Annotated in this window: 18 protein-coding genes; 12 read left to right on the top strand and 6 right to left on the bottom strand. The window is 57.5% G+C overall.

The genetic code is table 11. The features are described from left to right. Positions 1-98: 98 nt before the first annotated feature. Positions 99-1,787, top strand: a complete 1,689-nt coding sequence (locus D8B20_RS14925; protein WP_145889588.1) for a chloride channel protein — start codon at positions 99-101, stop codon at positions 1,785-1,787. On the opposite strand, the gene D8B20_RS14920 is transcribed toward D8B20_RS14925, so the two are convergent. Then, positions 1,784-2,284 (bottom strand): M48 family metallopeptidase, encoded by a 501-nt coding sequence (locus D8B20_RS14920; RefSeq protein ID WP_145889587.1) that lies wholly within the window; start codon positions 2,282-2,284, stop codon positions 1,784-1,786. The genes D8B20_RS14925 and D8B20_RS14920 overlap by 4 nt on opposite strands. Before the next feature lie 81 nt (positions 2,285-2,365). On the opposite strand from D8B20_RS14920, the gene rlmG reads away from it, so the two are divergent. Next, positions 2,366-3,484: a 23S rRNA (guanine(1835)-N(2))-methyltransferase RlmG gene (gene rlmG / locus D8B20_RS14915; protein WP_145889586.1), complete on the top strand. Its 1,119-nt coding sequence runs from the start codon at positions 2,366-2,368 to the stop codon at positions 3,482-3,484. Between the two features lies 1 nt (position 3,485). Here rlmG and D8B20_RS14910 read toward each other — a convergent pair whose 3' ends face one another. The 3 genes from D8B20_RS14910 to D8B20_RS14900 form a co-directional block, all read right to left on the bottom strand. Continuing rightward, on the bottom strand, positions 3,486-5,492 hold the full coding sequence (locus tag D8B20_RS14910) for an NADPH-dependent 2,4-dienoyl-CoA reductase (RefSeq protein ID WP_145889585.1): 2,007 nt from the start codon (positions 5,490-5,492) through the stop codon (positions 3,486-3,488). A 314-nt stretch (positions 5,493-5,806) separates the two neighbouring features. Beyond that, complete coding sequence (locus tag D8B20_RS14905; protein ID WP_145889584.1) at positions 5,807-6,430, bottom strand: response regulator transcription factor; 624 nt, start codon at positions 6,428-6,430, stop codon at positions 5,807-5,809. Positions 6,431-6,532: 102 nt separating this feature from the next. Next, the gene (locus tag D8B20_RS14900; RefSeq protein ID WP_261388038.1) at positions 6,533-10,189 is read right to left on the bottom strand and encodes an ATP-binding protein; all 3,657 of its coding nucleotides are present in this window, start codon (positions 10,187-10,189) and stop codon (positions 6,533-6,535) included. Between the two features lie 488 nt (positions 10,190-10,677). Here D8B20_RS14900 and D8B20_RS14895 point away from each other — a divergent pair, with 488 nt between their 5' ends. The 4 genes from D8B20_RS14895 to D8B20_RS14880 all read left to right on the top strand — a co-directional run bounded on the left by D8B20_RS14895 (position 10,678) and on the right by D8B20_RS14880 (position 14,786). Further along, positions 10,678-11,379: a response regulator gene (locus D8B20_RS14895; protein ID WP_145889582.1), complete on the top strand. Its 702-nt coding sequence runs from the start codon at positions 10,678-10,680 to the stop codon at positions 11,377-11,379. A gap of 205 nt (positions 11,380-11,584) precedes the next feature. Next, the gene (idnD, locus tag D8B20_RS14890; protein WP_145889581.1) at positions 11,585-12,616 is read left to right on the top strand and encodes an L-idonate 5-dehydrogenase; all 1,032 of its coding nucleotides are present in this window, start codon (positions 11,585-11,587) and stop codon (positions 12,614-12,616) included. A 9-nt stretch (positions 12,617-12,625) separates the two neighbouring features. Next, a complete protein-coding gene (gene idnO / locus D8B20_RS14885; RefSeq protein ID WP_145889580.1) occupies positions 12,626-13,390 on the top strand; it encodes a gluconate 5-dehydrogenase in 765 nt (254 codons plus the stop codon). 76 nt (positions 13,391-13,466) lie between these two features. After that, the gene (locus D8B20_RS14880) at positions 13,467-14,786 is read left to right on the top strand and encodes a gluconate:H+ symporter (RefSeq protein ID WP_145889579.1); all 1,320 of its coding nucleotides are present in this window, start codon (positions 13,467-13,469) and stop codon (positions 14,784-14,786) included. 33 nt (positions 14,787-14,819) lie between these two features. On the opposite strand, the gene D8B20_RS14875 is transcribed toward D8B20_RS14880, so the two are convergent. Beyond that, positions 14,820-15,539: a purine nucleoside phosphorylase YfiH/LACC1 family protein gene (locus tag D8B20_RS14875; RefSeq protein ID WP_370664116.1), complete on the bottom strand. Its 720-nt coding sequence runs from the start codon at positions 15,537-15,539 to the stop codon at positions 14,820-14,822. 108 nt (positions 15,540-15,647) lie between these two features. On the opposite strand from D8B20_RS14875, the gene D8B20_RS14870 reads away from it, so the two are divergent. The 4 genes from D8B20_RS14870 (at position 15,648) to D8B20_RS14855 (ending at position 20,815) form a co-directional block, all read left to right on the top strand. After that, positions 15,648-16,457 carry a 5'-nucleotidase, lipoprotein e(P4) family gene (locus D8B20_RS14870; RefSeq protein ID WP_145889578.1) on the top strand — a complete coding sequence of 270 codons (810 nt, stop codon included), beginning with the start codon at positions 15,648-15,650 and terminating at the stop codon, positions 16,455-16,457. Positions 16,458-17,043: 586 nt separating this feature from the next. After that, positions 17,044-17,673, top strand: coding sequence for a carbonic anhydrase (locus D8B20_RS14865; protein WP_145889577.1), 630 nt, complete (start codon positions 17,044-17,046; stop codon positions 17,671-17,673). Then, entirely contained in the window at positions 17,670-19,139 is a 1,470-nt protein-coding gene (locus tag D8B20_RS14860; RefSeq protein ID WP_186454383.1) for a SulP family inorganic anion transporter, read from the top strand. The genes D8B20_RS14865 and D8B20_RS14860 overlap by 4 nt, the downstream gene beginning before the upstream one ends. A 248-nt stretch (positions 19,140-19,387) precedes the next feature. Beyond that, entirely contained in the window at positions 19,388-20,815 is a 1,428-nt protein-coding gene (locus D8B20_RS14855; protein WP_145889576.1) for a GGDEF domain-containing protein, read from the top strand. A 17-nt stretch (positions 20,816-20,832) separates the two neighbouring features. Here the strand turns inward: D8B20_RS14855 and ddlA are convergent, their stop codons facing one another. Next, on the bottom strand, positions 20,833-21,927 hold the full coding sequence (ddlA, locus tag D8B20_RS14850) for a D-alanine--D-alanine ligase (protein WP_145889575.1): 1,095 nt from the start codon (positions 21,925-21,927) through the stop codon (positions 20,833-20,835). A gap of 265 nt (positions 21,928-22,192) precedes the next feature. Here ddlA and D8B20_RS14845 point away from each other — a divergent pair, with 265 nt between their 5' ends. Beyond that, the gene (locus tag D8B20_RS14845; protein ID WP_145889574.1) at positions 22,193-24,526 is read left to right on the top strand and encodes a type I secretion system permease/ATPase; all 2,334 of its coding nucleotides are present in this window, start codon (positions 22,193-22,195) and stop codon (positions 24,524-24,526) included. Next, positions 24,523-25,764: an HlyD family type I secretion periplasmic adaptor subunit gene (locus tag D8B20_RS14840; protein WP_145889573.1), complete on the top strand. Its 1,242-nt coding sequence runs from the start codon at positions 24,523-24,525 to the stop codon at positions 25,762-25,764. The genes D8B20_RS14845 and D8B20_RS14840 overlap by 4 nt, the downstream gene beginning before the upstream one ends.

Raw genomic sequence — 25,764 nt, 5'->3', positions numbered from 1 at the left:
GCCCCTCCGGCGGTGCGGCAGCGGAGATTTGATCCTGCGATCCCCATTCCAATATGATGATGCGGCACAGAAGATTAACCAACGAGCGGGGACGCCGGGTGAGCGCAAGCAAACACGCACTGAACTGGACTACATTGCTGATCGCCATCCCCGTCGGGCTGGTGGCTTCGCTGGTCACGCTGGCATTTCGCGGCGTCATTGACCTGATCAACCATTTATTGTTTGGCAGCGATGGCGAAATTACCGTTGCCATGCACGTCTGGCCATGGGTTTTCTGGCCGCTGCTGGTAGGGGCCGGCGGATTGCTGGCCGGTACATTTTTACGCTATGCGGTAGCCATCGAGAAACAGGAGACCGTCCAGACGGACTACCTTGAAGTGATCAACGCCCGGCTGGATGCCGTACCGACCAAAACCTCGCTGTTCCGCGCGCTCTCGTCCATCGCCAGCATCGGCAGCGGCGCATCCATCGGGAAAGAGGGGCCCATGGTGCAGCTTTCCGCCCTGAGCGGCAGCCTGCTGGGGCGCTGGTTACCGAACGCCCTTAACCTGCGTAACAGCGATATCGTGGCGATGGCTGCCGCGGCGGGCCTGTCGTCGGTCTATCATGCACCGCTGGCCTCGGCGATTTTCGTGGCCGAAATTGCCTTTGGCATTTCGGCGTTACAGCGGCTGATTCCGCTGATCGTGGCGTCTGCGGTGGCCGTGATGACGATGTGGTCGCTGGGTTTCCGCAGTGCGCTTTATCCCCTTTCCGACGCGCTTTTCCGCATGGATGTCAGCAGCCTGTTGATGACCGTGATCATCGGCTTTGCCGCCGGCATGGCAGGATGGCTGCTGATCACGCTTATCGCCCGCAGTAAAGCGCTGTTCAGCAAGGTGCGCTCGCTGCCGCTGCGGCTGGGCGCGGGCGGATTCGCCGTGGGCTTACTGGCGCTGATCTCTACTGATATTCTGGGAAATGGCTATGAAGTGATTGTCAGGATTATTGGCGGACACTATCTGCTGGCCGGGCTGCTGGGACTGCTGGTGCTGAAGATGCTGGCCACCACACTGTCGGTGGGCTCGAATGCGGTTGGCGGTCTGTTTACCCCGTCCCTGTTAATTGGCGCGCTGCTGGGCGCGGCGCTGGCGCACATCGCGGGCGCGCTGCAGTTGCCGGTGGGCAATCCGCTACTCTATGCCGCCGTTGGCATGGCCGCTGTGCTGGCGGCGGTGAGCCAGGCCCCGCTGATGGCGATGCTGATGGTGCTGGAAATGACGCTCAACAGCAGCCTGCTGTTTCCGCTGATGATCGCCTCCGTACTGGCCTCAATGCTGGTGTATCGCCTGCAATCAGCCAGTACTTATCCGGTGGTCGGCAGCCACTTCAGCCGTTCAGAAGCCAAATATGATTTCGATAACATGCGGGTTGATCAGCTGATCATCCCCGGTGCAGCGCTGCAGCCGGATGAGTCGGTGGGCCAGGCGCTGGCGGTCAGCTCGCTCAAGCGCGAACGCTACGTGTATGTGATTAATCAGGCGGGGCAGTTCCTGGGTGTGGTCTCGATACACGAGATCGCGCGCAAGGTGCTGGCGCAGGAGATCACGCTGGATTCACCGGTGAGCAGCGTTATGGATGACAACTTTCCGTGCATTTTCCAGAACCAGAGCATGCGCGAAGGCTGGGAAGCCTTTGCCCGCGTCACGCTGGAGCGTCTGCCGGTGCTGAATAATCCGCAGGAGCGGCGCTTTCTTGGCGCGCTGACCAAAACCAGTCTGATTCAGAAAGCGCAGGAGTTTCTTTAAGCCGCGTTGCCGCGCAGCGCCTGGTCGGTCATCCACAGCCGGGCGTCAAACTCCAGCTGGTGATAATCGGGCTCCATGTGGCAGCACAGCTGGTAAAACGCTTTGCTGTGATCTTTCTCTTTCAGGTGCGCCAGTTCATGCACCACAATCATGCGCAGAAACGGTTCCGGCGCCGCCCGAAAGAAAGTGGAAATACGAATTTCCGCTTTGGCTTTCAGGTTGCCGCCCTGTACCCGGGAGATGGCGGTGTGCAGGCCAAGCGCATGTTTCATCACTTTGATTTTATTATCCCAGATCACTTTACTCACCGGCGGCGCGCTGCGCATAAAGCGATTTTTCAGCGCCTGCGTGTAGTCGTAAAGCGCCCGGTCGCTGACCACCGCGTGGCTATCGGGATAGCGCTGCTGCAGAAAGGCACCTAATCGCTGCTGATCGATCAGCACTTGTACCTGTTCGAGGAGGTTTTCAGGATAACCCTGCAGATAGATTAATGACATTGGGATTCCCGGCGAAAGACAGTATACTGCGCCCCCTTTTCAGGGCGAAAATCGCGCAAAGTGTACCACGCCGGAGATTCCATGAGCCAACTTGAACTGACCGATCGCACGCTGACGCTGCACCGTTTCCCGCCGATGCGCGAAGAGAGTCCGCTACAGGCGTGGGATGCCGCCGACGAATATCTGCTGCAGCAGGCACTGCCTGAAGGGCCGGTGCTGATTTTTAATGACAGCTTTGGCGCGCTGACCTGCGGGCTTAACGATCGTGAAATCTGGCACGTCAGCGACTCCTGGCTGAGCCAGCAGGCGGCGAAGCAGAATCTGCGCCTGAACGGCTTTGACGCAGATCGGGTACATTTCCTCGATAGCCTGGCGGCACTGCCGGCCGCACCGGCCGCTGTACTGATTAAACTGCCCAAAGCGCTGGCGCTGCTGGAACATCAGCTGCGCGCGCTGCGCAAGGTGGCAACGCCGGAGACGCTGATTCTGGCGGCGGGCAAAGCCAAAGACATTCACAGCTCCACGCTGCAACTGTTTGAGCGCATTCTGGGCAGCAGCAAAACCTCGCTCGCGTGGAAAAAAGCGCGTCTGATCTACAGTAGCTACAGCGCGCCTGCGCTGCCTGATGCGCCGGAAACCACCGTCTGGCCGCTGGACGATGCGCCGTACCAGATCCATAACCACGCCAACGTCTTTTCCCGCACTTCGCTGGATATCGGCGCACGATTATTTATGCAGCATTTACCGCATGATATTGACGGCGAAATTCTCGATCTTGGCTGCGGCAATGGGGTGATTGGCCTGCTGGCACTCGAACAGAACCCGCATGCGGACGTCCTGTTCTATGACGAGTCTTACATGGCGGTCGCTTCCAGCCAGCTGAACGTGACGGTCAACCGTCCGCAGGATCTGGCGCGCTGCCAGTTTCGCGTCAATAACGTATTGAGTGGATTCCCGTCCGATCGCCTGCATGCGGTGCTGTGCAACCCGCCGTTTCATCAGCAGCACGCGGTGACCGATCATCTTGCCTGGCAGATGCTGCGCGATGCGAAACGCTGCCTGCAGTATGGTGGCGAGCTGCGTATTGTCGGCAACCGCCATCTGGGGTATCACCAGAAAATGAAAAAGCTGTTTGGCAACTGCGAGCTGATTGCCTCCAACGCCAAGTTCGTGGTTCTGCGTTCGGTCAAGCTGCGCTGATTCAGATGCGCAGCGCCAGTTCGGTGGCCTGCGCAATGGCGCGGCGGGCATCCAGCTCCTGCGCCACATCGGCTCCGCCAATCAGCCGTACCGCTTTACCGCGGGCGGCCAGCTCATCCGCCAGCGTGCGCAGCGGTTCCTGCCCGGCACAAACCACAATGTTATCCACGGCAAGCGTCAGCGCTTCGCCCTGATGACGCAGATGCAGGCCGGCATCATCAATCTGCACATACTCCACATCGCCCCACATCTGCACGCCGTGCGCCTGCAAACTGGCGCGGTGAATCCAGCCGGTGGTTTTCGCCAGGCCTGCGCCGGGCTTGCCGGATTTACGCTGCAGCAGCCAGATCTGGCGGTCAGCGGGCTGCGGTTGCGGGCGAACCAGCCCACCGCGTGTCTGCAGACTGCGGTCAATGCCCCAGCGCTGATAGAAATCTTCAGGCTGGCCCGGCTGGTGCAGCAGATACTCAGCGGTATCAAAGCCGATGCCGCCGGCACCAATAATGGCCACGCGTTTGCCCACCGGCTTTTTCTCACGCAGCACATCAAGGTAGCTGAGGACGCTGGGATGATCGATACCGGGTATCGTTAACTGACGCGGCGCGATGCCGGTGGCGATAATCACGTCGGTCGCCGCGTCCAGCTCACCGGCAGTAACGCGGTGGTTGAGGTGAATCGTCACGCCCGCAGCGGCCAGCTGATGGCGGAAATAGCGCAGCGTTTCGCTGAACTCCTCTTTGCCGGGGATCTGGCGGGCGATATTGAACTGGCCGCCGATCTGCGCATCCGCCTCATAAAGCGTCACCTGATGACCGCGCTGCGCCGCCTGCAGGGCAAACGCCATGCCTGCCGGTCCGGCACCAATGACCGCCAGCGCTTTCGGCATCGCGCTGCGCGTTACCGGCATCTGCGTTTCATGACAGGCGCGGGGATTCACCAGGCAGGACGTCACCTTGCCGGCAAAAATCTGATCGAGACAGGCCTGATTACAGGCGATACAGGTGTTGATGGCCTCCGCCTGACCCGCCTGCGCTTTGCTGACAAACGCCGCGTCGGCAAGAAACGGACGCGCCATAGAGACCATATCCGCCACGCCGTCACGCAGCAGCGTCTCTGCCACCTGCGGATGGTTGATGCGGTTAGTGGCGATCACCGGGATGTTCACCCGCGCGCGCAGGCGCTGCGTTACCCAGGCGAAGGCGGCACGCGGCACGCGGGTAGCGATGGTGGGAACGCGGGATTCATGCCAGCCAATGCCGCTGTTAAACAGCGTCACGCCATCCTGCTCCAGCGCCGTCGCCAGCGCCAGCGTCTCATCCAGCGTGCTGCCGTTGTTGATCAGATCGATCATCGACAGCCGGAAAATCACAATAAAGTCGTCGCCTGCCGCGGCCCTTACCGCCTGCGTAACTTCACGCGCAAAGCGCTGCCGGCGGACCACATCGCCGCCCCAGCCATCGTCGCGCTGATTGGTGTGCGCCACCAGGAACTGGTTAATCAGGTAGCCTTCCGACCCCATAATTTCAACGCCATCGTAGCCCGCCTGTCGGGCGAGGCTGGCGCAGCGGGCAAAATCGGCGATGGTTTGCCGGATGGCGCTTTCGCTCAGGGCCTGAGGCGTGTAGGGGTTAATGGGCGCCTGCAGGGCAGACGGTGCCACCAGATCGCGCTGAAAGCTGTAGCGTCCGGCATGCAGAATCTGCAGGGCAATTTTGCCGCCCTGCGCGTGTACGGCCTCCGTCACTTCCCGGTGCCAGCGGCACTGACTTTCCGCTGTCAGCATGGCTCCGCCCTGTGCCACCACGCCCTGCGCGTTTGGGGAGACCCCGCCGGTGACAATCAGCGCAACGCCTTCCCGCGCCCGCTCAGCGTAAAAGGCGGCCAGCCTGGCCGCGCCGTCAGGGTGTTCCTCCAGGCCGGTGTGCATGGAACCCATCAAAAAGCGGTTTTTCAGTTGCGTGAACCCCAGATCCAGCGGGGCAAACAGGTGAGGGTAGTGATCGGTCATGATCGCTTCCTGGTAAGTGGTCGGATGAGTGAACTCTAGCGGGAAAAAAGCGGGATGGAAATGGCAGGCGTTCAGCCTGTGAGAAGCATCAAAAAAAGCAGGGCGGCAAGTCGCAGACGAAAGCATCGGACCGCTTTCGCCAGGCACGGGAAGAAACCTGCGCGCCCTGTAATGGCATGAAGATTCGGGCTAATACGTTAGCTCTGTAGTTGTTAATTCCTGTAAAACTCAATCCTGAGTTACTGTCCCGGGTAAGGACGCGAGTGATAATGCCACCGTACTCTTTTCATCCTCCGCAAGACTGGTCTTAATTTTCAGCAGGCGCCGTTGCGGCGTGCCAGCTCGATGATATCCACGAGGTTTTTCGATTCGAGCTTCTGAAAAATTTTCGTTTTATACGTGCTGATGGTTTTATTATTTAAGCCGAGTTCACCGGCAATGATTTTATTTGATTTTCCCTGCGCCAGCTGACGCAGAATTAATGTTTCACGTTCCGTTAAGCGTGACAGCATATCCTGCTCAGTGACATAACGCTGGCGGCGATCCAGAATATCGCCCGGCAGATAATTGACGTTATTGAATACGCAACCAATCGCGGCGATCAGCGTCTGGATAGGATCGTTCTTAGAGACAAATCCATTCGCGCCCTGGCTCAGTGACTGAATAAGCAGTGGGTTATTGCTGCTCTGACTGAGCAGAATGATCTTCATCCAGGTTTTCGATTTAACGATATCACGTAAAAAGGCAATGCCATTTTTCTCTTTGAAATCAGGGTCTAATATCAGGATGTCGATGTGATGGTGAATAACATCGTCAATGGCATCATTAATGGTGTTTGCCGTGCTGACATTATTAAAGCCATTCATTAATAATAAAGCCTGCACCCCGGCAGCAACCAGTCGATGCTCATCAACGATGAGAATTTTTGCATTAAACATATCTCTCCCTTTTACGACACCGCAATGAGGGTGCTGGCGGACATTATGTCCGGCAGGGCCGGGCAGCGAACCGAGAAATGTCTTGATAAGATTGTGTTTTTATTACAGCGGCGGAATATTAAGCCGGTTCTGTGCGAATAATATAAGTGTTCTGTTTAGTTGATTTATTTCTTCTTTAATTGCGGTAATTAACTCGCCGGGATCGCAGGGATCCTGACGATGCAGCTCCAGCCTGCGGCCCAGCGTGACAAGCTGCGTAGCGTTGAGCATGGCCGCGCCGCCTTTGATTTTATGGCCCAGCTGTGCAAGCGTTTCCGCATCGGTGGTGTGTTCCAGTGCGGCGAGCAACTGCTCATGACTTTCGCGGATGCTGTCGAGCAAAACGCGGCAGCTGGCGGGATCGTGTTGTGCCAGCTGCATCAGCAGCGGAGAAAATACCGGTAGTGCGCTGTCGGGCACCGGCCGCTCTGTTGCCGCTTCTGACGCCGCCGCCGATGCCGCTTCTGCGCTGCGTCGCGGACAATAGGTGATCTGCGCCAGCAGCGTATCAAGATTCAGCGGCTTAAACAGGCAGTCATCCATGCCGGCCTGCAGACAGCGCTGCATAATGTGCTGCTCGGCTGATGCCGTCAGGCCGTACAGTCTGACGGGCGGCAGCTGATGCTCGCGCTCATAGCGCCTGAGCGCTTCGGCGAACTGAAAACCGTTCATGCCCGGCATGTTGCAATCGGTGATGATCAAATCAAAGCGCAGCGGATCCTGCTGCCACAGTGAAAGCGCTTCTGCTGCACTTTCGGTGACCACCACCTGATGCCCCGCCAGCTCCAGCTGTTTACCCAGCAGCAGCCGATTCGGCGCATGATCGTCAATCACCAGCACCGCCAGCTTATCATTCAGCGGTGGCTGAGAAAGATGCGGCTGGGTCTGATCGCGCGGCTCGCCCGGCGGCGCGCGGAAATAGAACGAGAAGACGGAGCCTTCGCCCGGCGTGCTCTCCACGATCAGCTCGCCATCCAGCAACTGCGCCAGATTGCGGCAAATGCTCAGGCCAAGGCCGGTGCCGATCTGTTGCTGATGCCGCTCACCGACCTGTACAAAGGGTTCAAAGATGGCCTGCTGCTGCTCTTCGCTCATGCCGCAGCCTTCATCACTGACTTCAATGACAAATTCGCATCCCTCTTCGTCCTGCGCAATACCCTGCATCAGCACCACCGTGACGGTGCCGCGATCGGTAAATTTAATGGCATTGCTCAGCAGGTTAGAAAGGATCTGATTGATCATCAGCGGATCGGTTCTCACCCAGTAAGCGGCAATGTCCATCTCGACGCGTAGCGCAAGGCCCTTGCTCTCTGTCTTATTGCGAAACAGCGTGACGGCCTGATCGATCACATCCGGCAGATAGACATTCTCCGGCGTGGGCTGATACAACCCGGATTCGATCTTCGACAAATCCAGGATGTCGCCAATCAGCGATAACAGCGCGCGCGCTGAACTGTACGCAACGCGAATGTTCTCGGATAACGTCTCCTCCGGCTGCGAACGCGTTTCCAGTTCCAGCAGACCAATAATGGCGTGCAGCGGCGTGCGAATTTCATGGCTCATGCTGGCAAGGAACTCGCTTTTCGAGCGGCTGGCCTTATCGGCGGTATCTTTGGCCAGCTGCAGCTCCTCCAGCAGCGCGTTGCGTTCGGTAACGTCCAGCCAGCCTCCGATCACACCGGCTACGTCGCCCAGCCGGTCGCGAAAGGGCAGCGTCCAGTGGTAAAGGTGATAGGAGCGCTGACCAAACTCCAACTGGATATCGCGCATCACCGCTTCACCATTGAGCAGCGTTTGCTGATAGCCATCCTCAATACTGTGCACGCTGTCATTGTTGTCGGCAAACACATCCGACAAACGTTTGCCGATCACCGCTTCACGCGTAAAGTGCATAAATCGCAGATAGGCATTATTGCAATCCACCAGCCGGGTCTGCTTATCGCGAATGTACATCGCAACAGGTGAGTCATTGAACAGCGTGTGGGTGAAATTAAGCTGGTTTTTCAGCGCGTTCTCCGCCTGAATGCGCTGCTGAATCACTTTTCGCAGATGGTAATTCCACAGCAGCGTCAGCAGAATCAGCCCGGCGGAGACAATCACGATCAGCAGAATGGTTTGTTTATAGTTCTGCCATGAGGCACGTAAAAAAGGGCCTTCGGCCTGACGCCACTGCGCCTGAAGTTTGAACAGCGTTTCCGGCGGGATAGCCAGCAGGGCTTTATCCAGAATATCGATCAGCGTTTCATTACCCGGCGTGGTGCGCATCACAAAACGTGCCGGTTCCGCCCCCAGCGTTCCCTCTATGACCAGTCCTTCACTCCATGGATCGCGCAGGTGGTAGTCGGCGAAAATTTTAGGCAGCACCACCGCATCGGTTTTATGCGCCCGCAGCTGGCGCAGCGCATCCAGCGGACTTTGGCTTTCGCTCACCGACAGGTGCGGATAGTGCTGCTGCAGCCAGCTTTTCATCCGCGGACTTTTCATCATGATGGCGGAGCCAAAAGGAAAGGTATCACGGGCAATAAGCGTCTGCGGTGGCCGGTTGCGTATGATGACCCAGTGCGAAACCAGCCAGGGGCGCGTGACCTGCTGCGGCTGTGCTTCATCCGCCTGCTCCAGCATCGCCAGCGGCGACAAATGCGGCAGGGCTTCGCTGTCGGGCGCATCCGGCTCTTTCGGGGGTCGGTGGGTAATAAAGTGCAGCCCGGTCTGGCTGGCGATCAGCTCCAGCACATCCTGGGCCATACCGCGCTGTTCACCAGAGGGGGTGCGGCTGCTCAGCGGAGCCTGAGCCAGCGGAAGCTGCGTTGCAATACGGGTATGTGACTGCAGCCACAGCTCTTCATCAGCGGTCAGCGCCAGCGGGTTACGCTGCAGGACATGACGGGGATCGAGCTGCCAGCGTTTAGCAATCTGCAAACGCACGGACAGCGGAACCTGTGTCAGGGCCTGATTCACCGCATCAGTAAGGCGCGGATAACGCGGGCTGATGCCAAAGCTCACGTTCAGCGGAATTGAATGCTGATCCGGCCTGAGCGTCAGCGCACTGGCAAAAACATAGCGATTGAGATAATTAAGCGTTGTTGCGCTGCCCCACACACGGCTGGCCTGACCAAACACCGTGGCCGCCACGGCGTCATAGGCGGAAGGGAAGCGCATCAGCTGGGCGTTTTCATAGGTTTCTTCCAGATGCGGGCGCAGTGACGGCGGCCCGGCCCAGGCCATACGCGGCGGTAACTCCGCTGACAGGAAAACATTACGCGGATTTTTATCGCCGACCACGCTGTAGTCCAGCATCCAGGGGTCGCTGGCCAGCAGCAGCGCCGGTCGCACTGACGGCGCAGGGACAAAGATAGCCAGCATATGCATTTCACCGCGCAGCACCGCCTGCTGTGCCAGCTGATAGCTGGGAAAATGATACACCTCAACGGTCGATTCCAGCATGCTCTGCAGCAGAGAGAGATAATCCGCACTCAAACCCTCAAAGCGTCGCTTGTCAGTATCCATATACAGCGGCGGCTGCGGTTTGCCGCCGACAGCGACTTTAATGACTTTATGACGAAAGTCTGAGGCAACAGGCTCCGCTAACTGCAGCGTGGGTTGTGCAGTATCGTAACGCGCCAGCAGCTGTAATGGTTTCGGCGTGGCGGCTACGCCTGCCGAAAATAACAGGAAAATAAGGAATCCTGCAATTTGGGAAAACAGAACAGGATTAAACACAATATTTTTCCGAAACGTTAAAGGTATTAGTCGGCATAACGGAAGGTGAGTATATGACGATTTACTTTGTGCGCTTGATCTATTTAATCCCTGCTGTTATTTTGCGACCATTCTCAAGTTATTAGCGCATTATGGACTGTTTTTGCGCCATTTCTTACCGAAAATTGTCTATCTCTTTGTTTTTATTCATTGACCTGCCTTTAAGGTTGCCTTTCAAGACGATTCTTATGTGGTCACTTCATCAAGTTACGTCAGAATTTTCTCAGTTTTCTGGAGCGAACAGGATGAATTTAATGATGTCCTGAATAAAAAGAGAAGCGGAAAACAGCACGGCAATTAAGTAAATATTTTACGTATTTTTTAAATTTTAAGGCACTGCGCGGCTTTCGATATCACTGCCGGTTACCGAAGAATGTCATCAGGTCTTTTTAACTGGTGTGGTTATCAGTACTGGACAACATTAAGATTGCAATAAGGGAATGTTTTAAATGATCTATGCACATAATAAACAGGTGCGTGTCGCTGTCCTTGATGATCACCCGATGGTTCGTACCGTCTTTGAATTGTGTCTGAAACACGAGCCCGATATTCATCTGGTGGGAACCTGGTCTTCAAGCAATGAATTATTCAATCAGCTACGTAACACCACTGTGGATGTGCTGGTGCTGGATTTTCTGCTGGGCGAGCGGGAGCTCGACGGACTGGCGCTGGTCAAGCAGTTGCGTAACCACTATCCGCAGCAAAAGATTTTGATCTCCTCATCCATGGAGAGTCCGGCGATTGTCAAAATGGTACTGAGCGCGGGCGTAAAAGGCTTTATTGGTAAAAGCCATAATATGCAGGAAATTGTGCATGCCATTCGTCAGGTGGCGCAGGGGCGTCTGTTCCTGTCGCAGGAAGTGGCCTATGAAGTGGAAAATCTCTATGTCATGAGCGAAGACGCCATTACGGAGAATCTGGATTTCAGCAGCAAAGGCAATATGTATGAAAAGGTGAAAACCCTGAGCCCGCGTGAAGTGGAAGTGGTGCGCTGTTTCCTTGATGGGCTGAGCGTGTCACAAATTGCCGTCAAATTTAAACGCAGCCGCAAAACAGTCAGCGGACAAAAACAGTCAGCGCTGAAAAAACTCGGTCTGCGTTCTGATTCTGAATTGTTTAAATACAGCCATGATTTAATGTCGGGCAATTGAAACACGGCGTAAGGCCATATCCGGTCTTACGCGGGTTTGTTCGCTGGCGTCCTGCATAAGGCTGGCGACAGCGCAGTACCTCTCCGGCTTCACGTTCCCCGTAACAGCCTTTTCGTAACACGCTTTAGAGTGATGTTCATCACAGTTTTACCGCCGCAATCCCGCTGTGATAGCCCCCATCGCAACCGTACTGAATGGGGACGTTATGAATATCGAAACGCAATCCTGCGTTATCACGGGCAAACAACAGGTCAGCGTCACGCAGCAGCAGGTGGAGTGGGACGGCAAAGGCACGCTGGTGCGCATTACGCGCGGCGGCATCTGCGGCTCCGATCTGCACTATTACCAGGAGGGCAAAGTCGGCAATTTCGCCGTCAAAATGCCGATGATCCTCGGTCATGAAGTGATTGGCTATGTGGCTGAAAGCGATCATCCCGATCTCAAACCGGGCCAGAAAGTGGCCGTTAATCCGTCAAAACCGTGCGGCAGCTGCAAATATTGCCAGCGCAACCAGCAGAACCAGTGCACCAGCATGCGCTTTTTTGGCAGTGCAATGTACCTGCCGCATGTTGACGGCGGCTTTACGCAATACAAAGTGGTCGACAGCGCGCAGTGCGTGCCCTTTCCTCAGGAGGCGGATGAAAAGGTCATGGTGTTTGCGGAACCGCTGGCTGTCTGCATTCATGCCACGCATCAGGCGGGCGATCTGCACGGTAAACACGTTTTCATTTCCGGCGTGGGGCCGATTGGCTGTCTGATTGCTGCTGCCGCCAAAGCACGCGGCGCCGCATCGGTTGTCTGCAGTGACATCAGCGAACGTTCGCTGCGTATGGCGCAGCAGATGGGCGCGACAGCAACCCTTCATGCCGCCGACGGCGATTTCGCCCCTTATCTGGCGGACAAAGGTTACTTTGACGTTGCCTTTGAAGCCGCCGGTCATCCCGCCTCACTGCAGCGCTGCCTGGACGTCGTCTGCGCCCGCGGCACGCTGGTTCAGGTGGGCATGGGCGGGGCCATCCCGGATTTTCCCATCATGGCGCTGATTGCCAAAGAGATAAACCTTGTGGGGTCTTTCCGTTTTACGCACGAATTCAATACCGCCGTTGAGTGGCTGGCCGGTGGCGTGGTCAATCCGCTGCCGCTGTTCAGTGGCGAATACGATCTGCGTGAGATTGATGCCGCACTGCAGTTTGCCAGTGACAAAACCCGCGCGGCGAAGGTTCAGTTAACGTTTTAAGGAGCAGTGATGAGTCAGTTATTTTCTCTGACCGGGAAGCGGGTTCTGCTAACCGGTTCGGCACGCGGCATCGGCTTTCTGCTGGCGCGCGGGCTGGGTGAAGCCGGGGCGGAGGTGATTATCAATGCCACCACGCAGGAGGGGGCGGCGCAAAGCGCCGAAAAACTGCGCGCGCAGGGAATCAACGCGCGCGCAAAAGCGTTTGATGTCACGCAATCGCAGCAGGTACAGCAGGCCGTTGAGGAGATTGAAGCCGAATGGGGGCCGATTGATATTCTGGTGAACAACGCCGGCATTCAGCGCCGCCGCCCGTTTCTCGAGTTCCCGGAACAGGACTGGCATGACGTGATTGCCGTAAACCAGACGGCGGTGTTCCTGGTGTCGCAGACCGTGGCGCGCAACATGGTGACGCGTCAGCGCGGCAAAATTATCAACATCGGCTCCATGCAAAGCGAGCTGGGTCGCGACACCATCACGCCTTATGCGGCATCCAAAGGGGCGGTCACCATGCTGACGCGCGGCATGTGCGTGGAGCTGGCGCGGCACAATATCCAGGTGAACGCCATTGCACCTGGTTATTTCGTTACCGAGATGACGCAGGCGCTGGCAGACGATGCGGCCTTCACCAGCTGGCTGACCAAACGCACCCCCGCAGCGCGCTGGGGTAAACCGGAAGAGCTGATTGGCGCGGCGGTGTTCCTTGCTTCGGGCGCATCCGATTTCGTGAATGGTCATCTGCTGTTTGTCGATGGCGGCATGCGCGTCGCCGTGTAACGCTGGCGTGGCTGGCGTAAAACGTCGGCCGCGCCTACACCTTAATCACCCCTCTGTCTTCCTAAGGATAATAAAAATGCCAATAACCATCATTGTGCTGGGCGTGATACTGCTGCTGGTCCTGATGATTGTGTTCAAGGTTAACGGCTTCATCGCCCTGGTGTTTGTCTCGGCGGTGGTCGGTATTGCCGAAGGCATGACACCGCTGAACGTCATGGCTTCGATTCAGAAAGGTATCGGCGCGACGCTGGGCAGTTTAGCGATGATTCTCGGCTTTGGCGCCATGCTCGGGCGGCTGGTATCCGATACCGGCGCCGCGCAGCGCGTAGCGACCACGCTGATCGCCGCCTTTGGCAAACAGCGTCTGCAGTGGGCGCTGGTGGTGACCGGGCTGGTCGTAGGCCTGGCGATGTTCTACGAAGTGGGCTTTGTGCTGCTGCTGCCGCTGGTGTTTACCATCGTGGCTGCCGCCGGTCTGCCGCTGCTGTATGTCGGCGTACCCATGGTCGCGGCGCTTTCGGTAACGCACTGCTTTCTGCCACCGCATCCCGGTCCGACCGCCATTGCCACCATTTTTGGCGCGAACCTGGGCACCACGCTGCTGTACGGCATGATCATTACCGTTCCGGTGGTTATCGTTGCCGGGCCGCTGTTTTCCCGATTCCTTAAAAGCTTTGAAAAGACGCCGCCGGAAGGGCTCTACAACCCTAAAATCTTCTCCGACGCGGAGATGCCCGGCTTTGGCCTCAGCATTTTTGCAGCGGTGATTCCGGTGGTGCTGATGGCGATTGCGGCGGTATTCGAACTCACCACGCCCAAAGAGAATCCGCTGCGTCAGTTTTTCGAATTTATTGGCAATCCGGCGGTGGCGCTGTTCATTGCGGTGGTGATTGCGGTGTTCACGCTTGGCCTGCGCAACGGACGTAAAATGGAAGAGGTGATGGAGATGTGCGGCGAATCGATTGCCGCGATCGCCATGATTATCTTCATCATTGCCGGTGGCGGTGCATTCAAACAGGTGCTGGTTGATAGCGGCGTGGGCAATTACATCGCGGATATGATGAAGGGCTCGTCGTTGTCACCGCTGCTGATGTGCTGGACGGTAGCTGCAATGTTGCGTATTGCGCTGGGGTCAGCCACTGTGGCGGCAATCACCACCGCCGGGATCGTCACGCCGATCATCGCCGCCACGCATGCCGATCCGGCACTGATGGTGCTTGCAGTAGGCGCTGGCAGCGTCATCGCCTCACACGTTAACGATCCGGGCTTCTGGCTGTTCAAGGGCTATTTCAACCTCAGCGTGACGGAAACCCTGAAAACCTGGACGGTGATGGAAACACTGATCTCGATCCTCGGTCTCGGCGGTGTGCTGATCCTCAACGCAATCATTCATTGAGGGCGCAGGCTTCACAGGGAAGTGAAGCCAGTGTCATGCCCGGCGGCGAATCCATGAAAACCGCGACTGATAGCCGCTGGCAAAATGGGTGTTGTAGCGATAGCTCGATCCCGCCTCCGCCATACAATAGGTACAGACATTCAGCACCTCGATCTGCCGGTCCGGGATCCCGCACTGTAACAGTAATGACCGCGCCAGATGCGCTAAATCAAACCACACGCCCTGATGATGCGCCTGCGCCTGCGGCCGGACCGCCAGGGGGTTGTGCGGCTGTTCCGCTGACCAGCGCAGCGGCGGCAAATCCGCACGCGCTGCCATCTGCTGCACCCGGTCATGGCCCAGCTCATAGCAGCACGGGCCAATAGCCGGACCGATTGCCACAAAAAGTCCGTCAGCCCGGGCACCGCGCGTCAGCAGACCTTCGGTTGCGCTGTTCAGCACCCCGGCCAGCGTGCCCTGCAGTCCCGCATGCACTGCCGCGACCTGCCGGGTCAGCGGATCGGCAAACAGCACCGGCAGGCAGTCAGCGGTGTAGACCGCAACCGGCTGAGTATCATCAGCGATCACGCCGTCAGACTCACAGCTCTTGGGTGGCCGGTTTTGCCGCGCCGGCACCACGCGGGCGCTGTGGCGCTGCTGGCCGTACGCCGTCTCCGCAGGGGCGGGTTGTCCGGCAGGCTGAAACGCATAATCCAGCCATGTCAGCGTATCCAGCAGTGCTGAGCGCGGCCCGCGTGGCAGATAAGTGTCCATAAGTCTCTCCTGTGAACGGAAGGGCGCCTGGTGCTGCCCACAGCTTACGTTAACTGCTACATTTTTAAAGCTTTACAAAAACTGACGCTAACCCTTGAGGATAACAGGATGAAAAACACCACCTGGCTGGCCGCCTCTGGCCTGATTGCGCTGACACTTACTGGCTGTGCCCGGACACCGCACCCGCAGGCGCAGCAGCAGCTTAGCCAGCAATCGGTACTGGCACTGAACTGGTTTCAGCAATCCGGTGAGTATCAGGCGCTGAGCTGGCAGGCTTTCAACACCGCGCGTATGGCATTCGATCAGGCGCCTTCGTTAACCGGCAAACCCAAAGCGGTGATTGTCGATCTGGATGAAACCATGATCGATAACAGTGCCTACAGCGCCTGGCAGGCAAAACACAACCAGCCTTTTTCTGCGAAAACCTGGTCAGCGTGGACGCAGGCACGTCAGGCCACTGCCGTGCCGGGCGCGGTGGAGTTTGCCCGCTACGTCAACAGCCACGGCGGTACCCTGTTTTATGTCTCCAACCGTGACCAGAAAGATTACGCCGCAACGGTGGATAATCTCAACCAGCTGGGTTTCACCGGCGTCAGTGAGAAAACCGTACGCCTCAGCACCGGCAATTCCAATAAACAGGCGCGTTTCGATGCCATTAAAAACGCCGGTTATAACGTGGTGCTGTATGTCGGCGATAATCTGAATGATTTTGGCGGCGCGACCTGGCATCAGGGCAACGCGCAGCGCCAGCAGTTTGTCAGCCTTAACCATCAGCGTTTTGGCACGCAGTTCATCGTTCTGCCTAATCCGCTCTATGGTGACTGGGAGAGCGGCATGGCGGAAAATTACAATAAACTGACGCCGGAGCAACAGCTGCAGGTGCGGGAAGCGCATATTAAAGCGTGGAACGGTAAATAATTCGTCAAGCGAAATAGCGCCTGCGCTGGCCGGCGCTATTTTTTCTACTTCAGGTCCAGCGATATTTACGTTTCTGCGTAACTATTACTCTCCTTATTAATTTCCTGATCTCTCACTTAATAGCAGGCAGACTTTTAGCGGAATATCGCGTAACTGGCCGATACAGCCAGTGAATAACGCTATTCATAAATATTATAATTAAGATTATTCTCACCGTTAAGCCAGGGGTATATTTCATAATGCCCCGAAATTTTATCAATGAAACGTAGAGTTATCTTTTTAAGACAAGTGTGAGAAGCAAAGTTACATATTTAATTTATTGATTTTAATTATTAAATTATGAATTATCTTTTATTTCCCGACTGACATAACCTTGCATTTTATTGACATTATCTGAAGTTAATTTTACACAACAAGCCTGTTTCAACCCGCCGGAATATTTCAGGTGCATCCGCAAGCTTAAGTGTCTATAAACAATTTCTGTGAGGAAGCTCTGCTTTCCCCGCCTCTGACAGGTTCGCAGCCATTTTCACCCGGCGGCAACCCGCCCGCCTGCAGGAATTACGGATACAGAGAGAAGAGTATTGTGACGACCCTTAAACCCTTATTAGCGAAAAATCGCAGCTGGGCCTTACAGCGCCGCGCGCGTAATCCGGATTACTTTGCCCGCTATCTGCATCAGCAAAAACCGCATTCATTGTGGATCGGCTGTTCAGACAGCCGTGTCCCGGCGGAAGTGCTGACCGGTTCTCACCCGGGCGAGCTGTTTGTGCATCGCAATATCGCCAACATGGTGGTGCCGGATGACGACAACCTGATGAGCGTGCTGCAGTACGCCATTTTTTACCTCAATGTGCAGCGCGTTGTGCTGTGCGGTCACTATGGCTGCGGTGGCGTGCAGGCGGCGCTGGGGTTACCCGCCAGCCCGCTGGCGCGGGAAGAGTCTGCGCTCGCCAGACGCATCGCCGCGCTGCGCAGCGCGCTGCATCCGGCTCTGACCGCCAGCCAAAACGCGCAGGAAGATGAGAGCAGTCGCCTTAATCGCCTCGTGGAAGCGAACGTTATCGCGCAATTTGCCGGGCTGGTGGCCAGTGAACCAGTGCGCCAGGCGTGGCAGGCCGGGCAGGGACTGGATGTCTTCGGCTGCGTGTATGATCTGCAGTCAGGCCATCTGAAAGAGTTAATTCAGCAATCAGCAGAGGAAGTAAAGCCATGAATCTGAATACGCTGCGCCAGGATATTCCGGCGGGTCTGGTGGTTTTTCTGGTGGCGCTGCCGCTGTGTCTGGGTATTGCTCAGGCCAGCGGGCTGCCACCTTTTGCCGGTCTGCTTACCGGCGTGATTGGTGGCCTGCTGGTCACGTCACTGAGCCCGTCGCGGTTTGCGGTCAGCGGCCCGGCGGCGGGCCTGGTGACGATTGTCGTGGCATCCATTCAGACGCTCGGCAGTTTTTCTGCTTTTCTGACCGCGCTGGTTCTGGCGGGGCTGCTGCAGTGCCTGCTCGGACTGCTGCGCGCCGGACGCTTTATCTCACTGGTTCCGGGCAGTGTGATCAAAGGCATGCTGGCGGCCATCGGACTGCTGCTGATTATGCAGCAGATCCCGGTAGCACTGGGCACGACAGGCGATACGCCCTGGAGCGCGCTGATAAACGGGGCGTTCCGCTTCTCGGCCAGCGCCATGCTGGTTGCCGTCAGCGGCCTGCTGATTTTGTGGCTGTGGACCACGCCAAAGGTGAAAGCGATGAAAGGGCTGGGCTGGATCCCCGGCCCGCTGGTGGCGGTGCTGTTTGGCTGTGCAGCCACGCTCTGGGGCGATCGCCTGCTGCCGGGCGGAGAGCTGCCGCGTATTACGCTGCCGGCATTTGACAGCCTGTCGGCCCTGGTCGCCGGGCTGGAGACGCCGGACTGGCTGGCATGGCAAAACCCGTCCGTCTGGGTGGTAGCCATAACGCTGGCGCTGGTGGCCAGTCTGGAAACGCTGCTCAGTCAGGAGGCGCTGAAAAAACTGCGGCCGCAGCACCCGGCACCGTCACCCGATAAAGAGATGTTTGCACAGGGCATTGGCAATCTCACTGCCGGCTTTCTGGGCGCGATGCCAATTACGGCGGTCATCGTGCGCAGTTCGGTGAATGTCAGCACCGGGGCGCAAACCAAACTGTCGATTCTGATCCACGGCGTGCTGCTGCTGATCTGCGGGCTGTGGTTCAGTGCGCTGCTGAACACCATCCCGCTGGCCAGCCTGGCGGCGGTGCTGCTGTACACCGGTTATAAGCTGGCGACGCCACGTCTGTTTGTGGAACAGTTTCGCATGGGCGCACAACAGTTTATTCCGTTTCTGGCCACCATCGGCGGCATCATCGTGTTCGGGATGCTGGCGGGCATTGGTATCGGCATCGCCACGCAGATTGCGTGCAGCCTGTATAAGAGCCATCGCAATGCGCTGCAGCTGACGCGTTACGACGATCACTACGTTCTGCGGTTTCAGCAAAACCTGACGTTTATGCATAACCCGGCACTGCAGGGTCTGCTGGCTGAGATCCCGGAAAACAGCGTGGTAATCGTTGACCACGATAATGCGGAATACCTCGACCCCGATATCAAAGCGGTGCTGCAGGATTTTGGCGAAAGCGCGCCGGAACGCGGCATTCGCCTCAGTCAGTGGCCGGTGGCCGTGAAATAACCCCGCCGCGTTACCGCTGCTGCTCAAAAATCGGATATCCCGGATATCCGATTTTTTTATTTGCAGGGCATAATCACGGTGATGCTTTTCTGCCAGACGCTGCGCTGGCGACCGCTCGCACCGTTCAGGCGCAGAACAGAATAAAGAACGGATGCTTAATTACCGAATCATGGCACGGTTATTTCAGGTTTAATGGTTGCTGATGCCCGGAGCGGATGGCAGCGATTTCAGGTACAGGGTTCAGACGTATGCGCGTTAAGCTGTTCGAAGAGCAGAGTCTCAAAAAAAATACTCTTTCGCTGTTCCTCATCACGTTATTTTTCTGCTTTATGGGCAGCCACCTGCGCTTTCCGGAAGAATTGTCGCTGTTCTGGCCGGTAAATGCGCTGATCGCCGGGTTAATGGTACGCAATCCCTGGCTGCATAAAGCCTCCAGCTATCTGGTGTGCTTTGCCGCGATGGTGTTCAACGACACGGTCTTTTCCGGCTGGGCACTGCCTGCGGTCACCCTCAACGTGGCCAATATCCTGTTTACGCTGGTGGCGGTCAGTATGCTGATCAAGCCGCTGCAGTCCCCCTCTGCCAACAGTCAGGTATTTAACGCCATGCGCATTTTTCCAGCCTGTCTGCTGGGGGCGGCCACCTGCGCCACCTGGGGTGCCTGGGCGCAGGACATCGATTTCAACGCCCGTTTCGTGGTGGCGTGGGCTGACTGGTTCAGCGAGCAGTTTTCAACCGCGCTGATGCTGTTGCCGGTAATGCTGACGCGCCCGCTGCGCAGCGTGCCGCTGCGGACGCTGCTGCGAGCCGGCCAGTTACTGCCGCTGCTGGCTGTGCTGCTTTCGCTGCTGGGGGGCGCGCTGATCGGCGGGGCAGGCAGCCTGACATTCCCGGTGCCGGCGCTGATCTGGTGCGCCATCGTGCTGCCCATGCCGGTGACCAGTCTGATGATCCTGCTGACCGGCATTACCGAGATCGTGCTGGTTTCGCACGGCGTAATGAATATTCAGGGTGACGATTCGCTGTTGCCGATTGGCCACCTGACATCGGCGCGGCTGGGCGTGGCGACGGTGGCGCTCAGCCCGCTGCTGGTGGCTGTCAGCATGGACGCCATTCGCCAGCTCAATCATCGTCTGGCGTTACGCGCCAACTTCGATTTTCTGACCCAGCTGCTGTCGCGCTCCGGGTTATATGAACACCTGAGGCAAACGCCCTTTTCGCTGCAGCGCGAAGCCGGCGTGATGATGCTGGATGTCGACTACTTTAAAGCTATTAATGACAATTTTGGCCATGATGCCGGTGACGGCGTGCTGGAGGAGATTGCGCGTCGCATCCGCCAGGTGGTGCAGTCGCGCGGCCTGGTGTGTCGCTTTGGCGGAGAAGAGTTTGTGGTGGTGGTTTTCGACTGTGACCCGGCGTCGCTGTATCAGCTGGCAGAGTCGATTCGTCAGGCGATGGTGAAAGAGAAATTCTGGATTCAGGGCAACACTGTAACGGTCACCGCCAGTCTCGGGCTGGCGCGCGGCAGCCCCGCGGCGCATGAGCGCGAATGGCCGGCGGTGATTAACCGGCTGGTGTCAGCCGCCGACAAACATCTGTATGCTGCCAAACGCAATGGCCGTAATCAGACCGCCCCGGCGCTGGAGGCGCGCAGCACGCTGACGGACGTGGCCTGAACCCCTCCGCGCGCCGGTTATACGCTGCTTTTCAGCTGACGATTTTGCTGGTGACGCTGCTGTGCCAGCTCAATCAGTCGGGTGATTAACGCACTGTAGCTGAGACCGGCGGCCTGCCACAGCTTGGGATACATGCTGATGTTGGTAAAGCCCGGCAGCGTGTTGACTTCATTAACAATAATCTCGCCGTTTTCAGTGAGAAACACATCAACACGCGCCATGCCAAAGCACTCCAGCGCCTTGAATGCCTTAATGGCCACGGCGCGAATCGCCTCGCTGGCCTGGGCGTCGATTGCTGCCGGCACCACCACCTCCGCACCGCTTTCGCTGATGTATTTGGTGTCATACGAGTAGAAGGCATCGTGCACCACAACTTCACCGCACGGACTGGCTTCCGGTTCATCATTGCCCAATACCGCGCACTCGATTTCACGGCCTTTAATGCCCTGCTCAATCAGTACTTTGCGGTCAAAGGTAAAGGCCAGATCGAGCGCGGCCTCCAGGTCTGCCAGCTTGTCCACCTTGCTCACGCCCACTGAAGAACCCTGATTAGCCGGTTTAACAAACAGCGGCAGACCGAAGCGCGTCACCAGCGCCTGCGCATCCAGGCTGGCACGCTGCGCCTGTGTAATGCTCAGCCACGGTGCCACCTTCAGGCCGGCATCGCGCAGCAGGCGCTTGGTCACATCTTTATCCATGCTGACGGCCGAGCCCAGCACATCGGAACCGACAAACGGCAGGTTCGCCATGCGCAGCAGCCCCTGCAGCGAGCCATCTTCGCCCAGCGTACCGTGCACTATCGGGAAAATGACATCCAGCTGCGACAGCGGCTGAGCCTGCTGGCGGCTGATCAGCTGCTGTGATGCGCTGCCCGGCACCAGCGCCACGTTTTCACCAGAGCGGTTCAGGGCAATCATTGCCGGGTTTTCCGCATTGAGCAGAAAACCGGAGGCATCATTCAGATGCCATTCACCCTGTTTATCAATCCCCAGCAGCGTGACCTCGTATTTGGTCCGATCGATGGCTTCAAGGATGTTTTTTGCTGACTGTAACGACACTTCGTGCTCGGCTGATTTGCCACCAAACACAATTCCTACACGCTGTTTTGCCATTGCTTATTATCCGGTTGCAGTAAAGCGAACAGGTAAGATATCACGCGCCGTACGGCCCCGACAGCCTCGCTTTTCGCTCAGGCTGAACCGGCTGGCAGCGCCCGTTCTGACGCCTTTTGTCATGATTATTCATAAATAATCGTCAGCGTTTGAGACAAGTCTTGAACGGCCTCAATCCCGGCTTCTGTCAGAATTTTCCCAATTCTAAAAGTCTGCGGTGGGCGATGAGCCCGCCGCTTTTTGTCAGGTGTACAGGAGTCGGGAAATGGTCGACCAGAAGCAGAATGCAGTGGAGCAGGATGCGCGTTCTGTTGCTCGTATTGAAACTACGGTAGATGACACGCTGCTGAAAAGCGTGGCATGGATCTGCAAACACTATAAACGTGAAAAAAGCGAAGAAGCGCTGGTGGCCGGATTGCCAAAAGCCACGCTGCTTTCGCCATCGCAGGCCATGACAGCCCTGGAAAATGCGGGCATCACCGGCGGGATGGTAGAGCGCCGACTGCAGGATCTGCCGCAGCAGCTGATGCCAATGATCCTGCTGCGTAACGAAGGCGGTGGCTGCATTGTGCTGTCACGCCGCATCCATACAAACGAAGAGAATCAGCGCGAGCTGCGCTTCCAGCTGATTATGCCGGAAGTCAGCGAGGCACCGGTTGAGATGAGCCTTACCGATCTCAACGCCATTTACGCCGGTTTCGCCGTGATGGCCAAACCCACCGCCGTGGTGGATGAGCGCGCCAGTGAAATGCTGCCGGAAGTGAACGGCCACTGGCTGTTTACCACGCTGTGGCGCTATCGCCGCTACTACCGCAGCGCGGCGATTGCCGCCGTGCTGATCAACATCCTGGCGCTCTCCAGCATCTTTTTTACCATGAACGTGTACGACCGCGTCGTGCCAAATCAGGCGTTTGTGACGCTCTGGTCGCTGGCGATTGGCGTCACCATCGCCATGATTTTTGAAGCGGTGACGCGCTTTGTGCGGGCGCACCTGCTGGATATGGCCGGTAAAAAAGCCGATCTGGTGCTGGGCAGCCTGCTGTTTCGCCAGGCGCTGTCGATCCAGATGGAGCATAAGCCTGCTTCCTCCGGCACCTTCGCCAACCAGATCCGCGAATATGAATCGGTACGTGATTTTGTTGCCTCCGCCACGCTGGCTGCCATTTCCGATCTGCCTTTTATTCTGATGTTTGTTGGCGTGATCTTTTTCATCAGCGGCCCGCTGGCGATCATTCCGTTAATGATGATCCCGCTAATCATCATCGTCAGTGCAGTGATCCAGTGGCCGCTGGCCCGCATCATGAAGGAAAACCTGCGCGACGCCTCGCTGAAGCAGGGCGTGCTGATTGAATCCGTTGAGGGCATGGAAACGCTCAAAGCGGTCGGCGGCGAAGCGCATATGCAGCGGCGCTGGGAAAACTTCAGCGCCCTGCAGTCAGCCAACTCGATGAAATCGAAGCGCTATTCAACGCTGGCAACCGGGGTGGTCACCTTTCTGCAGCAGTTCCAGACGGTCATGCTGGTGGTAGCAGGCGTGTACCTGATCAACGAAGGCACGTTCACCATGGGGGCCATGATCGCCACCGTGATGCTGGCCAGCCGGGCAACCGGCCCGCTGGGGCAGGTGATTGGCCTGGCGGTGCGCTACCAGCAGGCGAAAGCCGCGCTGACCTCCCTGAATAAACTGATGGAGATGCCGGTCGATCGCGACAGCAGCAAAACCTATCTCACCGATCCGCCGCTTAACGGTGAAATTTCGCTGAGCAACGTCAGCTTCTCCTATCCGGCGCCGCCGATGAAGCCAAACCCGGAGATCCTCAAAGACATTTCCCTGACCATCAAAGCGGGCGAGCGCGTGGCGATCCTCGGCCGTATCGGCAGTGGAAAATCCACGCTGTTACGGGTGATGGCTCGCTTGTATCAGCCAGTGAAAGGGCAGCTTGCTGCGGACGGACTGGACGTAAACCAGATCGACCCGGCGGACTGGCGTAAAGCGGTTGGCTTTGTCGGCCAGGATGCGCGCCTGTTCTATGGCACGCTGCGTGAAAACGTGATGATTGGCCGCCCGGACGCCACCGCGAAGGAGCTGCTGCGCGTACTGAACCTGACCGGGCTTGATCATGTCGCCGCCCGCCATCCCAGCGGCATCAACCTGATGGTAGGCGAAGGCGGGGAAGGCCTGTCAGGCGGTCAGCGTCAGCTGGTTTCGCTGGCCCGAACCCTGCTGACGCGGCCGAAGGTGCTGCTGATGGATGAGCCGACCAGCGCCATGGACAGCATGACGGAAAACCAGTTCCTGGCGCACCTGAAGCGCGCCAGCGAAGGGCACACGCTGGTGGTGGTTACCCATCGTCCCTCCATTCTGGCGCTGGTGGACCGCATCATCGTGGTGGAAGAGGGCAAGATCGTTGCTGACGGCCCGAAAGAGCAGGTGCTGGCCGCGCTGGAAGGAAAAAATAAAGCCCGGGCGCAACCGCGTCAGGTAGCGGAGCAGGCAGCACAGGCCCCTGCGCCAGCAAACGATGCATCAGCCACGCCGGTGCAGCCGCAGGCGGATGCTGAGCCAGCGCAAGTCGCGGCAGAGGAGGCCGCAGTATGAGCAAATTAATGCCATGGCGTAATCGCGCCAGAACCCTTTCTGCGGCCGACGCAGAGTTTATGAATGACGTACAGGCCTCCCTGCTGGCCCAAACCACGCCGGGATCAAAGCTGGTGATGTGGATCATCATCGCCGTGCTGGGCGTTGGCCTGACGTGGGCGAACTATGCCCGGGTGGAAGAGATCACCAAAGGCGATGGCAAAGTGATTTCCCGCAGTCGCGAGCAGGTGATCCAGAGCCTGGAGGGCGGCATTCTCGCTGAGATGAACGTGCGTGAAGGTACGGTGGTGAATCGTGGTGATGTCCTGCTGAAAATTGACCCGACGCGTGCCCAGTCCAGCTATCGCGAAGCCCTGAGTAAAGTGATCGGTCTGAAAGGCAGCATTGCGCGTCTGCGCGCCGAGGCGTATGCCCAGCCGCTGGAGTTTGATGAGCAGGTCAGAAGCGATCCCGCCGTGGTGGCGCAGGAAACCAAAGCGTATGAATCACGCAAACGTGCGCTGGATGACAGCATCACTTCGCTGCAGCGCAGCTATGCCTTATCCATGCGTGAAATCCGCCTGGCGGAACCGCTGGCGGCCAAAGGATTACTGTCTGAAGTCGAGCTGCTGCGCATGCAGCGGCAGGCGAATGATATTCAGGCCCAGATTGTTGAGCGGCGTAACCGCTATCAGTCGGACGCTAACACGGAGCTGGCGCGCCTGGAGCTGGAGCTGAGCCAGGTCAGCGAGAACCTGATTGGCCGTGCAGACGTAGTGGAACGTACCACCATTACCGCACCCGTGCGGGGGACGGTAAAGAACGTGCGCGTCAACACCATCGGCGGCGTGATTCAGCCGGGCGAGCACATTCTGGAGATCGTTCCGCTGGAGGAGCAGCTGCTGGTCGAGGGCAAAATCCGCCCGTCTGATGTGGCCTTCCTGCGGCCGGGCTTACCGGCCAAAGTGAAAATCACAGCCTATGACTTTGCCATTTACGGTGGTCTGGATGGGCACGTGGAATATATCAGCCCGGATACGCTGAAGGACGATCAGAAGGCCGCTTCCGGACGTCCGGATGACACCTACTATCGCGTGTTGATCCTGACGGATAAAAGCACGCTGCATGCGGGTAATAAAGACCTGCCGATTATCCCGGGCATGATCGCTACGGTGGAAATCCGTACCGGCGAGAAAACCATTCTCGACTACCTGCTGAAACCGGTTCTCAAGGCTAAAGAAGCATTCCGCGAGCGTTAA

This window comes from Candidatus Pantoea soli, assembly GCF_007833795.1.
GTDB classification, from domain to species: domain Bacteria; phylum Pseudomonadota; class Gammaproteobacteria; order Enterobacterales; family Enterobacteriaceae; genus Pantoea; species Pantoea soli.
The sequence above is the reverse complement of the archived record's forward strand: the minus strand, read 5'-3'. Positions and strand labels throughout refer to the sequence as shown.